At 61.3% G+C, this 15,867-nt stretch carries 11 protein-coding genes; 9 read left to right on the top strand and 2 right to left on the bottom strand.

What is annotated here, in order from left to right:
- The first annotated feature begins 11 nt into the window (after positions 1 to 11).
- Genes cyoB through cyoD form a run of 3 tightly spaced genes read left to right on the top strand, consistent with a single transcriptional unit; the run spans position 12 to position 3,107 of the window.
- Entirely contained in the window at positions 12 to 2,021 is a 2,010-nt protein-coding gene (cyoB, locus tag AEAC466_RS30240; protein ID WP_200863949.1) for a cytochrome o ubiquinol oxidase subunit I, read from the top strand.
- A 1-nt stretch (position 2,022) separates the two neighbouring features.
- Complete coding sequence (cyoC, locus tag AEAC466_RS30235; RefSeq protein ID WP_023457542.1) at positions 2,023 to 2,679, top strand: cytochrome o ubiquinol oxidase subunit III; 657 nt, start codon at positions 2,023 to 2,025, stop codon at positions 2,677 to 2,679.
- On the top strand, positions 2,679 to 3,107 hold the full coding sequence (gene cyoD, locus AEAC466_RS30230; protein ID WP_023457541.1) for a cytochrome o ubiquinol oxidase subunit IV: 429 nt from the start codon (positions 2,679 to 2,681) through the stop codon (positions 3,105 to 3,107). The genes cyoC and cyoD overlap by 1 nt, the downstream gene beginning before the upstream one ends.
- A 143-nt stretch (positions 3,108 to 3,250) precedes the next feature.
- On the opposite strand, the gene AEAC466_RS0122265 is transcribed toward cyoD, so the two are convergent.
- On the bottom strand, positions 3,251 to 3,889 hold the full coding sequence (locus AEAC466_RS0122265; RefSeq protein WP_031238468.1) for a TetR/AcrR family transcriptional regulator: 639 nt from the start codon (positions 3,887 to 3,889) through the stop codon (positions 3,251 to 3,253).
- Between the two features lie 225 nt (positions 3,890 to 4,114).
- Here AEAC466_RS0122265 and AEAC466_RS30225 point away from each other — a divergent pair, with 225 nt between their 5' ends.
- The 6 genes from AEAC466_RS30225 (at position 4,115) to AEAC466_RS30200 (ending at position 15,468) form a co-directional block, all read left to right on the top strand.
- A complete protein-coding gene (locus AEAC466_RS30225; RefSeq protein ID WP_023457539.1) occupies positions 4,115 to 5,272 on the top strand; it encodes an efflux RND transporter periplasmic adaptor subunit in 1,158 nt (385 codons plus the stop codon).
- Between the two features lie 67 nt (positions 5,273 to 5,339).
- The gene (locus AEAC466_RS30220; protein WP_023457538.1) at positions 5,340 to 8,516 is read left to right on the top strand and encodes an efflux RND transporter permease subunit; all 3,177 of its coding nucleotides are present in this window, start codon (positions 5,340 to 5,342) and stop codon (positions 8,514 to 8,516) included.
- Position 8,517: 1 nt separating this feature from the next.
- Positions 8,518 to 9,909 carry an efflux transporter outer membrane subunit gene (locus AEAC466_RS30215; protein WP_023457537.1) on the top strand — a complete coding sequence of 464 codons (1,392 nt, stop codon included), beginning with the start codon at positions 8,518 to 8,520 and terminating at the stop codon, positions 9,907 to 9,909.
- A 108-nt stretch (positions 9,910 to 10,017) separates the two neighbouring features.
- Positions 10,018 to 10,773 (top strand): ImuA family protein, encoded by a 756-nt coding sequence (locus tag AEAC466_RS30210; protein WP_023457536.1) that lies wholly within the window; start codon positions 10,018 to 10,020, stop codon positions 10,771 to 10,773.
- Positions 10,688 to 12,223, top strand: a complete 1,536-nt coding sequence (locus tag AEAC466_RS30205; RefSeq protein ID WP_031238467.1) for a DUF6504 family protein — start codon at positions 10,688 to 10,690, stop codon at positions 12,221 to 12,223. Before AEAC466_RS30210 ends, AEAC466_RS30205 begins: the two co-directional genes overlap by 86 nt.
- Positions 12,220 to 15,468, top strand: a complete 3,249-nt coding sequence (locus AEAC466_RS30200; RefSeq protein ID WP_023457534.1) for an error-prone DNA polymerase — start codon at positions 12,220 to 12,222, stop codon at positions 15,466 to 15,468. The genes AEAC466_RS30205 and AEAC466_RS30200 overlap by 4 nt, the downstream gene beginning before the upstream one ends.
- 10 nt (positions 15,469 to 15,478) lie before the next feature.
- Here the strand turns inward: AEAC466_RS30200 and AEAC466_RS30195 are convergent, their stop codons facing one another.
- Entirely contained in the window at positions 15,479 to 15,775 is a 297-nt protein-coding gene (locus AEAC466_RS30195) for a hypothetical protein (RefSeq protein ID WP_023457533.1), read from the bottom strand.
- Positions 15,776 to 15,867 lie beyond the last annotated feature (92 nt).

Genomic DNA, 15,867 nt, shown 5'->3' with positions numbered 1-15,867 from the left:
ATATACCCGCTATGTCACCCGACACTCCCTTGCTGAACCTGTTGTTCGGCAAGCTTCGCCTCGATTCCGTGCCCTGGCATGAACCGATCATCATGATCGCTGGCGCCGGTATGGTTGGCGCTGCCATCCTCGTCCTTGGCCTGACCACCTACTTCAAGAAGTGGACCTATGTCTGGACCGAGTGGCTGACCAGCGTCGACCATAAGAAGATCGGCGCGATGTACATCATCCTGGCCCTGATCATGCTTCTGCGCGGTTTTGCCGACGCCTTGATGATGCGCAGCCAGCAGGCCCTCGCATCAGCCGGCGGGGCTGGCTACCTGCCGCCCGAACACTTCGACCAGATCTTCTCCGCGCACGGCGTCATCATGATCTTCTTCATGGCCATGCCCTTCGTCATCGGCCTGATGAACATCGTCATGCCGTTGCAGATCGGCGCCCGTGACGTCGCCTTCCCGTACCTGAACTCGATGAGCTTCTGGCTGACCGCCGCCGGCGCCATCCTGATCAATGCCTCCCTGGTCATCGGTGAGTTTTCGCACGCCGGCTGGCTGGCCTATCCGCCGCTGTCGGAATTGGAATTCTCTCCCGGGGTCGGCACGGACTATTATATCTGGGCCTTGCAGATTTCCGGGCTGGGGACGCTGTTGTCAGGGGTCAACCTGATTACGACCATCTTCAAGATGCGCGCGCCGGGCATGACCATGATGCGCATGCCGATCTTCACCTGGACCACCCTGGTCGCCAACATGCTGATCGTGGCCGCCTTCCCGATCCTGACCGTTACCCTGGCTCTGCTGGGCGCCGACCGGTATCTGGGCATGCACTTCTTCACCAATGACGGTGGCGGCAATCCCATGATGTACGTCAACCTGATCTGGGCCTGGGGTCACCCCGAAGTCTATATTCTCATCCTGCCCGCCTTCGGTGTCTTCTCCGAAGTCGTCGCGACCTTCTCGCGCAAGCGCCTGTTTGGTTATGACGGCATGGTCTACGCGACCTTCGCCATCGGCATTTTGTCCTTCCTCGTCTGGCTGCACCACTTCTTCACCATGGGCGCCGGTGCCAATGTGAACGCCTTCTTCGGCATCACCACCATGATTATCTCCATCCCAACGGGGGTGAAGATCTTCAACTGGCTATTCACCCTGTACCGCGGCCGCGTGCGCCTCGAATTGCCGATGCTGTGGACGCTGGGCTTCATCATCACCTTCGTGATCGGCGGCATGACCGGCGTTCTGATGGCCGTGCCCGGCGCCGATTTCGTCCTGCACAACTCGGTCTTCCTGATTGCCCACTTCCACAACGTCATCATCGGCGGCGTCGTGTTCGGCTGCATCGCCGGCCTGAACTACTGGTTCCCCAAGACGTTCGGCTTCAAGCTGCACGTCGGTATCGGCAAGGTGTCGTTCTGGTGCTGGCTGATCGGCTTCTACATCGCCTTCCTGCCACTCTACGCGCTAGGCTTGATGGGCATGACCCGCCGTCTCGACTTCGTCAACAATCCGGTCTGGCACATCTATCTTATCGTCGCTCTCTGCGGCGCCCTTCTGATCTTTGTCGGCATCATCGCGCAGATCGTTCAGATTGTTTACTCGATCTGGAAGCGCGACGAACTGCGCGACCTGACGGGCGATCCGTGGGATGGCCGTACGCTGGAATGGGCAACCTCTTCCCCGCCGCCCTTCTACAACTTCGCCGTCCTGCCTAAGGTCGGCAACCATGACGCCTTCTGGGACGCCAAGCAGACCGGCACAGCCTACGTGCAGCCCAAAAGCTATGAACCCATCCACATGCCGCACAATACGCCCACGGGCTTCCTGATCGGCATCGTCAGCGCCGGCCTAGGCTTCGGTCTCGTCTGGCACATCTGGTGGATGGCGGGCGGCGCCCTGCTGGTCATGATCGGCCTTGGCATCGCCCACACCTTTAATGAAAACCGCGACTATTATGTGCCCGCCGAAGAGGTGAAGGCCATCGAAGACGCCCATTTCGCCAACCTGAAGAAGGCGGGAAACTAAGATGAGCAAACCCTCCAACCCTGTAGAGGCTCACAACAACCAGATCGATTCGGCTTACGACCATAACCCGAACGACACCCACCACGCCGGCGATCATCACGACGAAGGCCCCAAGGTCACCCTCGGGTTCTGGATCTACCTGATGAGCGACTGCATCCTGTTCGCGTCGATCTTCGCGACCTATGCCGTGCTGAAGGACAACATCGCCGGCGGTCCGAACGGCCGCGAATTGTTCGACCTCAGCTATGTCGCGATCGAAACGGCCCTGCTGCTTCTGTCCTCGCTGACCTTCGGCCTGTCCATGATCAGCATGGACGCCGGCAAACTTAAGGCCGTCATCGGCTGGCTGGCCGTAACAGGCCTGCTGGGCCTCGGCTTCATGGGCATGGAAATCCATGAGTTCATGAAACTGATCCACGAAGGCGCAGGGCCCAACCGATCGGCCTTCCTGTCGGCCTTCTTCACCCTGGTCGGGACCCACGGCATTCACGTCACGTCCGGCCTGATCTGGATGGGCGCCATGTTCGGCCACCTTATCCGCCGCGGCCTCACCCCCGCAAACCGTATCCGCATGATGGAACTCAGCCTGTTCTGGCACTTCCTGGACATCATCTGGATCGGCGTTTTCAGTATCGTTTATCTGATGGGAGCCGCCTGATGAGCACCCCCCACGTCGCAAAGCCTAAAAAGGCCAAGACCCCGCACACAAAGCCCGTCGACATCGATCAGTCGAAGTCGGAACTGGCGCACCACGAACACCATGACGACGGCGCCGGTCACGGTACCGTCAAATCCTACCTGATCGGCTTTATCCTGTCTGTCATCCTGACGGGCATCCCGTTCGCTCTGACCATGATGCATATCCTGCCGTCATCGTCTCTGGTGCCGGTGATCCTGGTTCTGGGCATCGTCCAGATTCTGGTCCACCTCTATTTCTTCCTGCACATGAACGCATCGTCCAGTCAGGTATGGAACAATGCCGCGTTTGTCTTCACCCTCATCATCGTTGGCATACTGGTTATTGGTTCGATCTGGGTGATGTTCCACCTCAATCACAACATGATGCCAGGCATGGCGCCGATGTAAGCTCTGGGGTGGGCTCAGGGTAGGCTCTGACACCAGACGTCCAAATAAAAAAGACCGCGACATCTGCCGATGTCGCGGTCTTTTTTATTTGTTTCATTTTAACAGGATTGCGCCGTTAATCCTGTGATTCAAAGGGCCTGTAGTCAGACGGCCTGTGGTTCAGCAGGCAGGGTGAACAGCACCCGCATCACATTACGCAGGTCGGCCAGGAGCGCCTTACGGTCTATAGCCGGATTGGATACAGCGCGGATCATCATGCCGTCAAAGATCATGCCTATAATCTCCCCGCGCGCGGCCATCTGTACCGCATCGCCACCGGGCATCAGTCGGCGGCATAGGCTGCGCCCCAACTCACGTTCCTGGGTGTCGGCATTTTCGACAATCGCGGCAACCCTGGGATTACGCGCAGCTTCAGCCAGTACTTCCAGGGCCAGGGCAGCGTTATCAACGGTATATTTGTGCTCTACGGCCATCTCCAGCGTATCCAGCAAGGTGTCAAGCAGGGCGTCATCGGGCAAGGTCTCCCATTCGGCGAACTTCGCCCGCATCTCGGCCAGGTCGTTGGCGACGATGGCCTCGATAATCGCCTCCTTGTTGGCGAAATAGCGATAGATGACGCCGACACTCATCTTCGCCTCTGCCGCAATATGGGACATACTAGCGCCGTGGAAACCGGAACGCCGGACACAGCGCAACGTCGCATCCAGAATATGTTGTTGCCGCGCTTCACGGCTCTGGCGAGGTTTTGATCCCGGCTTTTTCAGGGTAACTGGGTTATTCATTCGTTAAGCATTTCCTTGCCACACAAGGTTCTAAACGATTTTTAATGTGGCAGTACGGTTGACATACAACAAAAAGACGCCTAATGCCAGCTAAATGAGAATGATCGTTCATTCACATTTGTTTGAGCAGCCATGCTGACGCTTATTTGTTAGGATGCAGTGCAAAAAGTTCCGCGTACCTGCTGCACCGCAATTCAAAGCCCGCCAGACCCGGAGACCTCCGTAATGAAATCGTCCCCCTTACTCCTGACGCGCGGCGCCTTGCCCGTGGCCGTCCTCATGGCCGCCGCCATCGGCGTCACTGCCTGCGGCAAGAAGCCGGAAGGGCAGCCCATGGGCGGACCGACCGATGTCGGTATCGTGGTCGTCGCTTCGACACCCGTCAATTTGACAACTGTCTTATCCGGCCGGACCTCCGCCTATCTGGTCTCAGACGTACGCCCGCAGGTCGGCGGTATCATCAAGTCGCGCCTGTTCACCGAAGGCAGCTACGTCAAGCAAGGCCAATCCCTGTACCAGATCGACCCGGCGCCTTTCCAGGCCCAATATGCCAGTGCGCAGGCCGCGGTGGCCCAGGCCAAGGCCGGTCTGACCACGGCGCGCCTGAAAGCGGAGCGCTACGCCGAGCTAGTCAAGATCAATGCCGTGTCAAAGCAGGATAATGACGACGCGCAGGCCGCTCTGGCACAGGCCGAAGCGGCGGTCGCATCGGCCAACGCCGCCCAGCAGACGGCCAGCATTAATCTCAACTACACCAAGGTCATCGCGCCAATTTCCGGCCGTATCGGCAAGTCGTCCGTAACGCCCGGCGCGCTGGTGACCGCGTCCCAGCCCACCGAGCTGGCTCGCATCCAGAACATCGACCAGATCTATCTCGACATCAACCAGTCGGTGAACGAGCTTATGGCTTTGAAACAGGCGACCAGCTCCGGGAAGATAGGCGAAGCCGCGACAGCGGATGTCGAGCTGATCCTGGAAGACGGCAGCGTCTATCCGGTCAAGGGCAAGCTGCAATTCTCCGACGTGTCAGTGGATGAATCTACGGGCACGGTCACGCTTCGCGCCGTGTTCCCAAATCCGAACGGCACGCTGCTGCCCGGCATGTACGCCAAGGCCCGCATTGTCTCCGGCATGGTCAGTAACGGCATCCTCGTGCCTCAGCCCGCCGTGACCCGCGATCCGAAGGGCAATGCCCTGGTCATGACCGTAACCCCGCAGGGCAAGGTCGCGCCGCGTCCCATCAAGACCGCCCAGACCGTCGGCGATAAATGGCTTGTGACCGAGGGCCTTCAGCCCGGCGACCGCGTCATTGTCGAAGGATTGCAAAAGGTTCGCCCCGATGCCCCCGTCAAGGCCACCGTCATCGGCGCCGCTGAAAAATAATCACGGACTCCGGTCCCAATGCGCCCAACCGGGTGCGATCTGAAACCTGTTCCGCAAGGACACTGCCATGATCTCGCGTTTCTTCATTCATCGGCCCATTTTTGCATGGGTGGTGGCCATCGTCATCATGATGGCGGGGCTATTGTCCATCGCCAATCTGCCGATCGCCCAATATCCTCAGATCGCCCTGCCCCAGGTCTCGGTCAACGCCTTCTACCCCGGCGCTTCGGCCAAGACGGTCGAAGACTCGGTCACCCAGATCGTCGAACAGCAGATGAAGGGCATTGACGGCCTGCTCTACATGAACTCGACCTCGGATTCGAGCGGCGCGGCCAGTGTCACCCTGACCTTCAAGGCGGGAACGAATCCCGATATCGCCCAGGTTCAGGTGCAGAATAAGCTTCAGTCGGCCACCCCGCTCCTGCCTCAGGAAGTGCAGCAGCAGGGACTGACCGTGACCAAGGCGAGCAGCGGCTTCCTCATGGTCATCGGCCTGTATTCGGATGACAATACCGTCACCGACCAGGATCTTGGCGACTACATGTCTTCGACCCTGGTCGACCAGATCAGCCGCGTCGATGGCGTCGGCACAATTCAGGACTTCGGCGCGCAGTACGCCATGCGCATCTGGCTCGATCCGTCGAAACTGAACAGCTACAGCCTGACGCCGACCGATGTCATCGCCGCGATACGGGCCCAGAACACGCAAGTCTCTGCCGGCCAGCTCGGTGGCTTGCCGGCCGTCAAGGGCACCGCGCTCAACGCCACCATCACCGCCCAGTCGCGCCTGACCAATATCGATCAGTTCCGCAAGATCATTGTGAAGGATTCCGCCGGCGGCGCGACCGTTCACCTGCAGGATGTGGCTCGTATTGAACTGGGCGCCCAGCAATACGCCGGTTCAGCCAAGTTTAACGGCCGTCCGGCTACGGGTGTGGCCATCAGTCTGGCTACCGGCGCCAATGCGCTCGACACCGCCAAGGCGGTCAAGGCCAAAATGGAGCAGTTGCAGAAGAACTTCCCGAAGGGCTATCATTACGTGGTGCCGTTCGACACGACGCCCTTCATCCAGCTGTCGATCCATGAGGTCGTCAAGACGCTGATCGAAGCCGTCGTTCTGGTCTTCGTCGTCATGTTCCTCTTCCTGCAGAACTGGCGCGCCACCATCATCCCGACCATCGCCGTGCCGGTGGTCCTGCTTGGCACCTTCGCGGTGCTCGCCGCCTTTGGCTATTCTATCAACACCCTGACCCTCTTCGGTCTTGTGCTCGCTATCGGCCTGCTCGTTGACGACGCCATCGTCGTTGTCGAAAACGTCGAACGCGTGATGCACGAGGAAAAGCTGCCGCCGCTCGTCGCCACCATCAAATCGATGGACGAAATCACCGGCGCCCTGATCGGTATCGCGCTGGTTCTATCGGCCGTGTTCATTCCGATGGCCTTCTTCGGCGGCTCGCAAGGCGTGATCTATCGCCAGTTCTCCATCACCCTGGTTTCGGCCATGGCTCTGTCGGTCGTCGTGGCACTTGTCCTGACGCCAGCCCTGTGCGCCACCCTCCTTCGGCCATCGGATGCGGAACACACCCAAAAGAAGGGCTTCTTCGGTTGGTTTAACCGCAACTTCGACCGCGCCGCCAACGGCTATCGCAACGCCGTGCGCAAGATCTTGGGCCAGTCGGCGCGTTACATGGCCGTCTTTGCCGTGATCGTCGGCCTGATGGTGCTGCTGTTCACTCGCATCCCCACCTCCTTCCTGCCGGACGAAGACCAGGGCATCCTGTTCACCATCGTCCAGTTGCCACCGGGCGCCACTGAAGAACGCACACTCGGCGTCCTCGATCAGGTCCAGAAGCACTTCCAGAAGGACCCCGCCGTCGAATCGGCCTTCACCGTCTCGGGCTTCTCCTTCTCGGGCCCCGGTCAGAACGCAGGCATGGCCTTCGTCCGGCTCAAGGATTTCCATGATCGGAAAAAGGCCGACGAAAAAGCCTCTGCGGTCGCCGGACGGGCCATGGGCGCCTTCAGCCAGTTCCGCGACGCCATGGCTTTCGCCATCGTGCCACCGGCGGTGACCGAACTGGGCAATTCGTCCGGTTTCGACCTCCAGCTCAAGGACGTCGGCGGTCTCGGTCACGCAGCCTTGCTTAATGCCCGTAACCAGGTGCTCGGCATGGCCGCGCAAAACCCCAGCCTGATGGCTGTGCGTCCGAACGGCATGGAAGACACGCCTGAGCTCAAGATCGAGATCGATCAGACCGCAGCCGGCGCCATGGGCGTCAGCCTGGCCGACATCAACGCTACCCTGTCGACGGCCATGGGCGGTGCCTATGTCAACGACTTCATCGACCGCAACCGGGTCAAGAAGGTTTATATCCAGGCCGATGCGCCCTTCCGTATGAAGCCTGAAGACCTGAACCAGTGGTATGTCCGCAACGACAAGGGCCAGATGGTGCCGTTCACAGCCTTCGCCACCTCGCACTGGGAATTCGGCTCACCGCGTCTGGAACGCTACAACGGCTCTCCGTCCATGAACCTCCAAGGCATGGCCGCACCGGGCAAGTCCTCGGGTCAGGCCATGGCTGAAATGGAAAAGATCATCGCCTCCCTGCCGCCTGGCATCTCCTATGAATGGACCGGCCTGTCGCTCCAGGAAAAGCAGTCCGGCGCAGAAGCCCCGATGCTGTACGCCCTGTCGATCTTCGTCGTTTTCATTCTTCTGGCGGCGCTTTATGAAAGCTGGTCGATCCCCATCGCCATCGTCATGGTCATCCCCCTCGGTGTCCTCGGCGCGCTTGCCGCCACCATGCTGCGCGGACTGTCCAACGACATCTACCTCCAGGTTGCGCTTTTGACCATCATCGGCCTGAGTTCGAAGAACGCCATCCTGATCGTGGAATTTGCCAAGCATAACCACGAAAACGGCATGAACCTGATCGATGCTACCCTCGAAGCCGTCCGTGTCCGCCTGCGTCCGATCATCATGACGTCGCTTGCCTTCACCTTCGGCATCCTGCCGCTGTTCTTCGCCAATGGCGCGGGATCGGGTAGCCAGAACGCCATCGGCACCGGCCTTGTCGGCGGTATCTTGTCGGCGACCCTGCTGGCCATCTTCTTCATCCCGCTCTTCTTCGTCATCGTCGAAAAGATCTTCAAGGCCGACGAAAAGCATCTGAAGAAAATGGCGCTCGAGCGCGAAGCCATGGCCATGCTCGACAAGCCAGACACCGACAGCAAGGGACACTAAGATGACCGCATTCGTCAAAATCACCCTGCTCGGCGCCGCCAGCGCGATCGTTCTGAGCGCATGCACGATGTCGCCTCGTTATGAACGCGGTGCTCTGCCCGTGCCAAGCCAGTTCCCCACGGCGGTCACCGCCACCGGTGCATCGGCCGACACCCTCCCCTGGCGTCAGGTCTTTCTCGATCCGCGCCTGCAAGGCGTCATCGATCAGGCCCTGACCAACAACCGCGACCTGCGGGTTGCGATCCTGAACGTCGACAAGGCACGGTCGCAATACCGCATTCAGCGGGCTGGCCTGTTTCCGGCCGTCAACGCCACCGTGGCTGGCAGCCGCGGCAATACTGGAGCCGTTGACGCCACCGGCACACCGGTGGGAACGACCGAGGTCTATACGGCTTCCGTCGGCGCTTCATGGGAAGTCGACCTGTTCGGTCGCGTGCGGTCCCTAAACCAGGCCGCCCTGCAAAGCTATTTCGCCGTGGCCGAAAATCGCAAGGCGGCACAGATCAGCCTGATTTCCGCCGTTGCATCGGCCTGGCTCAACCTGGCCGCCGATCAGGAGCAGTTGCGCCTGTCGCAGCAAACCCTGCGCCTGCGCGAAGAAAGCCTGAACCTGACGCAAAAGCGCTTCGATGTCGGCGCGACAGATCAGATGATTCTTCGCCAGACCCAGGTGCTGACCGAACAGGCGCGCGCCGATGTGGCCAGCCTCACCGCCACCGTACAGCAGGACAGGAACGCCCTGCGCCTGCTCGTCGGTGCGGAGGTGACGCCCGACCTTCTGCCCGACACCTTCCCGGACAATGCCGTGCTGGCCAATCTGCCGGTAGGCGTGCCTTCGGACATTTTGCTCAAGCGGCCGGACGTGATGGCAGCGGAATACGGTCTCAAGTCGGCAAATGCCAATATCGGCGCGGCCCGTGCGGCGTTCTTCCCCAGCATTTCGCTTACTGCCAGTGCCGGCAAGGCATCCACCGACCTGGGCAAGCTGTTCGACGGGATCGATACCTGGACGTTCGCGCCGGCCATTTCCGTGCCGATTTTCGCCGGTGGCGCCAATGCCGCCAATCTGTCGGCCAGCAAGACCAGCCGCGACATCGCCGTGGCCCAATATGAAGGCGCGATACAGTCTGCCTTCCGCGATGTGGCCGATCAACTGGCCACCCGCGCCACCATCGACGATCGCCTGACGGCCCAGACACGGGTCGTCGAAGCGGCGACGGACAGCAACACCCTGGCCCAGGCGCGTTTCGATCGCGGCGTCGATTCCCGGCTGACCCTGACCGATTCCGAACGCACCCTCTACGGCGCGCAGCAGCAATTGATCAGCATCCGCCTGGTTCGCACCTTGAACCTGATCAATCTCTATGCGGCGCTCGGCGGCGGCCTAAACTAGCCCCCCCTAGGCCAAAGAGTCGAGACGTTAACAAACGTCTTGACTCTTTCACCATACGAGAACAAAAAGTGAACAACGTGCCGAAGAACTCGGTGAGGATATTGTTCCATGTCAAAGCCTGTTGCCAGCGACCTTGCACACCTGCGCCAGCATATCGCCAAGCTGGACGGCAGCCTGCATGCTTCCGGTGCCCTGCCGTTCGGCATTGACGCCATAGATCGTCACCTGCCGGGTGGCGGCCTGGCTCTGGGCGCCGTTCATGAAATCGCTGGGAGGGATGGCGGCGTTGTCGATGCGGCGGCCGCCGCCCTGTTTGCCGCGGGCATAGCCGCGCGAACACGCGGTCAGGTCCTGTGGTGCGTGACCCAACCCGACCTGTTCGCCCCGGGCCTGGCCCAGGTCGGGCTGACACCGGACCGGGTGATCTATGTCGAGGCCCGCGATGAAAAATCGGTTCTGGCCTGTTGCGAGGAAGGTTTACGCCACGGCGGCGTCACAGCCGTTGTGGGCGAAGTGGCGAAACTGTCGATGATGGTGTCTCGGCGGCTGCAACTGGCGGCGGAAGCGTTCGGCACCCTGGGCCTCATTGTGCGCCGCTGGAAGCAGGAAAAAGGCACGGCCGATTATGGCCAGCCGACGGCGGCGACCACCCGTTGGCGTATTTCGGCCACCCCGTCCGCGCCCTTGCCGGTCGCCGGCATTGGACGGGCGCGCTGGCATCTGGAACTGCTGCGATGCAAGGGCGGCCATAGCGCCGAATTCGATGTGGAGGCGTGCGATGGCAAGACTTGTCTCGCTCTGGCTGCCCCGCTGGTCCACCGACCGGCTCAGGCGCCAGATGCACAGTTGCGCACCGCCTCCTGAGGCGCCGCTTATCCTGAAAGGAACCGACGGCCGACGTCGTGTGGTCGTCGCCGTGGATCGCGCGGCACGGCAGGCGGGCCTGTATCCCGGCATGGCGCTCACCAAGGCTCAGGCCCTGGTGGCGGGTCTGGCCATCCACGATGCCGACCCTCAGGCCGATCGCGACGGGCTGGAGCGGCTGGCGCAATGGGCGCTGCGCACCTTTTCCCCCCTTGTGGCTGTCGATCCGCCGGACGGTCTGGTGATGGATGTGACCGGAGCAGCGCATCTGAAAGGCGGAGAAACAGCCTTGCTGGACGGGCTGATCCAGGCCCTGGCCGCACAGGGCATCGAAGCACGCGCCGCCCTGGCCGGCACCTGGGGAGCCGCGCACGCCCTGGCCCGCTTCAGCCCCGGTTCGTCGGTCATCACGACACCCGGCGAAGAGGACAGACGCCTGCCTGACCTGCCCATCGCGGCCCTGCGCCTGCCGGCTGACACCGTGCATAGCCTGAACCTCCTCGGTTTTCAGAGCATCGGAGAATTGGCGGCCCAACCGCGCGCCCCCCTGGTCCATCGCTTCGGGCCGGATATTGCGCGACGACTGGACCAGCTTTTCGGCCGCCTGAACGAACCCATAGATCCCGTACATCTGCCCGACATCACGGAGGTCACGCGCGTGTTCGCCGAGCCCATAGGCGCGCCTGAAACCCTGGCGCGCTATACAGGCAAGCTTACGGCGCAGATATGCGACCGGCTGGACAGTAAAAACCTCGGGGCAACGCAACTCGACCTGATGTTTCATCGTGTCGATAACCGCATTGAGGCGGTGCGCATCGGGATGGCCCGGCCGGTACGCGATGCCGGCCGGCTGACGCGATTGCTGTGCGACCAACTGGAAACCGTCGATCCCGGTTTCGGCATCGAGCGCATGCGCCTGGTCGTCACGGGCGCCGAGCCACTGGCGCTCGCGCAGAGCAGCACCCTCGATACTCCAGGCGATACTGCCGGTGCGGGCCTGTCCAGCCTGATCGATACGTTGAGCAACCGCATAGGCGCCGAACGCATTTATCGCCTGTATCCTGCGGAAAGCGACGTACCCGAACGGTGCGCGCATCGGCGGTCTCCCCTGGAGGCTGAGGACGCTCGAACGGACATCTGGCCCCGACACTGGCCGCGCCCTGTTCGCCTCTTCGCCCGGCCGGAGCCGATAACCACCCTGGGTCTTCTGCCCGACTATCCGCCACGGGCTTTCACCTGGCGCGGCGCGCGGCATCAGGTCATCGCCGCCGATGGCCCCGAACGCATCTTCGGGGAATGGTGGAAACGCGATCCGGAAATCCATGCTGTGCGCGACTATTTCCGTGTCGAGATCGAAACCGGAGCGCGCTACTGGCTGTTCCGGTCCGGAGACGGCGAAGACCACAGGACCGGCACGCGCGGCTGGTTCCTGCACGGCGTTTTCGCATGACCGCGTTCCCGGCGCATCCCTATGTCGAACTCCAGGTGACGACGCACTTTTCCTTTTTGCGCGGCGCCAGCAGTTGCATCGAACTGTTCAAAGAGGCGCAGGCTCTGGGCCTGGACGCATTGGGTGTGGTGGACCGCAACTCGGTGGCCGGTATCGTTCAGGCCTGGCAGGCGGCAAAGGAAACGGGCGTGCGTCTGATCGCCGGTTGCCGGCTCGATCTGCGCGACGGCAGCGCGCTTCTGGTCTACCCGACGGACAAGCCCGCCTGGTCGCAGCTATGCCGCCTGTTATCGCTCGGCAAGCGGCGGGCCGGCAAGGGAAAATGCGATCTGGACTGGGACGATGTCGAAGCCTTCGGCGACGGGCTGATCGCCGTACTTGTGGCCGATGCGGCGGATGCGGTGTGCGCGCGAAGCCTGCGCCGCCTGGCCGCCATCTTCGGCGACCGCGGCTATATGGCCCTGACCCTGCGGCGGCGGCCCAATGAGGCCTTGCGCCTCCACGACCTGACCCAGTTGGCCATGGAGGCCGGCGTGGCAACCGTGGCGACCAATGACGTTCTGTTCCACATACCCGACCGGCGCCTGCTCCAGGATGTCGTGACCTGCATCCGCCATAACTGCACCATCGACACTCTGGGCTTCCGCCGCGAACGTCATGCCGACCGCTACCTGAAACCACCTGAGGAGATGGCGCGGCTATTCAGTTCCTATCCGGACGCCATCGCCCGCAGCCGTGAAATCCTGAACCGCTGCACATTCGATCTGGGGGAATTGCAGTATCAATATCCCGACGAAAAATCCCATGCCCATCTGACACCGCAGGAGACATTGGAAAAATTCGTCTGGATGGGCGCCATCGCGCGTTACCGGCACCCGCAACAGCATCCGTTCGGCATGCCCTTCAAGGTGATCAAGCAATTGCGCCATGAGCTCGGCCTCATCGCCGAGATGGGATACGCCAACTACTTCCTCACCGTCCATGCCATTGTGAATTACGCCCGGTCTCAGGGCATATTGTGCCAGGGACGCGGATCGGCGGCCAACAGCTCGGTCTGCTATGTCCTGGGGATCACTGAACTGGACCCCACCAAATACGACCTGTTGTTCGAACGATTCATTTCAAAAAACCGCAACGAACCACCCGATATCGACGTCGATTTCGAACATGCCCGGCGTGAGATCGTGATGCAGTGGGTATTCGATACCTATGGCCGCGACCATGCGGCCCTGGTTTCAGTCGTCACCCGCTATCGCGCACGCGGCGCCCTGCGCGATGTCGGCAAGGCGCTGGGTCTGCCTGAAGACCTGATCAAAACCCTGTCGCGGGAATATAATCATTGGGTCGGCAAGATCGACGAAAAGAACATGAAAGGCCTGAACCTGAACACGGTCGACCGGCGCGTCCGGCTAACCCATGAACTGGCCAGGCTGCTCGAAGGCGTGCCGCGCCACCTGTCCCAGCACCCCGGCGGCTTCGTGCTGACGCGCGACCGGCTGGACGAACTGGTGCCGATCGAACCCGCCGCCATGGTCGACCGGCAAGTCATCGAATGGGACAAGGACGATATTGACGCGTTGAAGTTCATGAAGGTCGATTGCCTGGCGCTCGGTATGCTAACCTGCATGCAGATGTGTTTCGATCTGCTTCGCCGCCACAAGGGCATAGACATGTCCATGCCCGCCATTCCCGCGAATGACACACCGACCTACGACATGATCTGCAAGGCGGATACGATCGGCGTCTTCCAGATCGAAAGCCGGGCGCAGATGTCGATGCTGCCCCGCCTGCGGCCGCGTGTATTCTACGACCTGGCCATCGAGGTCGCCATTGTGCGCCCCGGCCCGATCCAGGGCGACATGGTCCACCCTTATCTGCGTCGTAAGCATGGGTTGGAACCGGTTGACTACCCCAATGACGAAGTGAAGCACATTCTGGGCCGGACCTATGGCGTACCGCTGTTCCAGGAACACGCCATGAAGGTCGCGGTCATCTGCGCCGGCTTCACTGCCGACGAAGCCGACCACGTGCGGCGCAGCCTGGCAACCTTCAAGAACACCGGCGGCGTGAAAAACTTTCGTGACAAGATGCTGAAAGGCATGTTGGAACGCAACTATACGCAGGCATTCGCCGAACGCCTGATCAAGCAGTTGGAAGGCTTCGGGTCCTACGGCTTTCCGGAAAGCCACGCCATCTCCTTCGCCATGATCGCCTACGCCTCCTCATGGATGAAGCGCCATCACCCGGATGTCTTTCTGTGCGCCCTGCTCAATGCCCAGCCGATGGGATTTTATTCGCCCGCGCAGCTGGTCCGGGATGCCCGCGACCACGGCGTAGAGGTGCGGCCGGTCTGCGTCAACCGTTCACGCTGGGACTGCACGCTTGAACCCACCGGCGAGCCTGGTGCGTTCGCGGTTCGGTTGGGCCTGCGCCTCGTCAAGGGCCTGTCCAATGTCGATGCGGCGCAATTGATCATGGCGCGCGCCCATACCCCGTTTGGCGATGTGGACGCCGTATGGCGGCGCAGCGGCTTGCCCGTCTCAAGCCTGGTGCCGCTGGCCGAAGCTGACGCCTTCCTGCCCGCACTGGGCAAACCGCGCCGCGAGGCCTTATGGGCGCTGAAGGGCTTGCGCGACACGCCCCTGCCCCTGTTCGATGGCGCACCGTCCACGGAGCCGGCCGTCAGTCTGAAGCCCATGACCGCCGGCAGCGAGGTCGTGGAGGATTATGGCCATGTCGGCCTGTCACTGCGCCGCCATCCGGTCGCTTTCCTGCGCGGAGATCTGGACGAACGCGGCGTGCTCACCTGCCGGGCAGGTACGGCGCTTGAGAACGGTTCAACCGCTATTGTGGCCGGAATGGTGCTGGTCCGGCAACGCCCCGGCACGGCCAAGAACGTCACCTTCATGACCATCGAGGATGAAAGCGGGGTCGCCAATATCGTTATCTGGAGCAGACTATACGAAGCCCAGCGCAGTCTTATTCTGACCGCACGGATGGTGGCAGTAAGCGGTCAGATCCAGAAGGAAGGCGATGTGGTTCATCTGGTTGCCACCCGCCTGACCGACCTGTCGGAAGAGCTCGACAGCGTCAGCGACCGCGACGACGGCTTTTTATCACCGCCCTTGCGTGGTGATGATTTCCGTTACGGCGAACCCGGACCCGACCCGCGTACTCTGAAACGGACGGGCAGCCGCGCGGCACAATCGCCTGTCATTCTGGTCCGGTCTCGCGATTTCAAATGACTACAACCGATCAGGCGACTTCCGGTTCATGCGCATCGACCCTGTCGACCGTCCAGTTGGAGCTTGTTCCCGGCAGGCGCGTCACGGGGCCGTCTCCGCCGCGCCACGGCCGGCATACCAGGCGCTTTCCATTCATGATGAGATAGAGGCCCGTCACGTCAAAGCGATCCACCAGGGCCTCCGTCGATTTGCCGGAGGGCAGATCGATATCGAGTATGTCCCGACACCTGAGCACGCCGGTATGTATGCTCAAGGTCATGGCAGGAAAGACATTGTCGCTGATCGTTACAGCACGATGCCGTTGCATGGCGTGACTCCCTAAAATATCGTTAATTTCGCGACTTGACCATATTCGGTCATCAGGAATCAATGTGGCTTTGGGGCTCAGGTGGTCTCATC

The sequence above is a fragment of the Asticcacaulis sp. AC466 genome, from assembly GCF_000495815.1.
Classification (GTDB): domain Bacteria; phylum Pseudomonadota; class Alphaproteobacteria; order Caulobacterales; family Caulobacteraceae; genus Asticcacaulis.
Note: the sequence above shows the minus strand (reverse complement) of the source record. Positions and strands in the feature narration are given on the sequence as shown.

What these genes read in the sequence shown, in the direction of transcription:
- cyoB (WP_200863949.1), top strand. Translation starts at nt 12, where the DNA reads ATGTCACCCGACACTCCCTTGCTGAACCTGTTGTTCGGCAAGCTTCGC.
- AEAC466_RS30215 (WP_023457537.1), top strand. Translation starts at nt 8,518, where the DNA reads ATGACCGCATTCGTCAAAATCACCCTGCTCGGCGCCGCCAGCGCGATC.
- cyoD (WP_023457541.1), top strand. Translation starts at nt 2,679, where the DNA reads ATGAGCACCCCCCACGTCGCAAAGCCTAAAAAGGCCAAGACCCCGCAC.
- AEAC466_RS30220 (WP_023457538.1), top strand. Translation starts at nt 5,340, where the DNA reads ATGATCTCGCGTTTCTTCATTCATCGGCCCATTTTTGCATGGGTGGTG.
- AEAC466_RS30195 (WP_023457533.1), bottom strand. Translation starts at nt 15,775, where the DNA reads ATGCAACGGCATCGTGCTGTAACGATCAGCGACAATGTCTTTCCTGCC.
- AEAC466_RS30205 (WP_031238467.1), top strand. Translation starts at nt 10,688, where the DNA reads ATGGCAAGACTTGTCTCGCTCTGGCTGCCCCGCTGGTCCACCGACCGG.
- AEAC466_RS30225 (WP_023457539.1), top strand. Translation starts at nt 4,115, where the DNA reads ATGAAATCGTCCCCCTTACTCCTGACGCGCGGCGCCTTGCCCGTGGCC.
- cyoC (WP_023457542.1), top strand. Translation starts at nt 2,023, where the DNA reads ATGAGCAAACCCTCCAACCCTGTAGAGGCTCACAACAACCAGATCGAT.
- AEAC466_RS30210 (WP_023457536.1), top strand. Translation starts at nt 10,018, where the DNA reads ATGTCAAAGCCTGTTGCCAGCGACCTTGCACACCTGCGCCAGCATATC.
- AEAC466_RS0122265 (WP_031238468.1), bottom strand. Translation starts at nt 3,889, where the DNA reads ATGAATAACCCAGTTACCCTGAAAAAGCCGGGATCAAAACCTCGCCAG.
- AEAC466_RS30200 (WP_023457534.1), top strand. Translation starts at nt 12,220, where the DNA reads ATGACCGCGTTCCCGGCGCATCCCTATGTCGAACTCCAGGTGACGACG.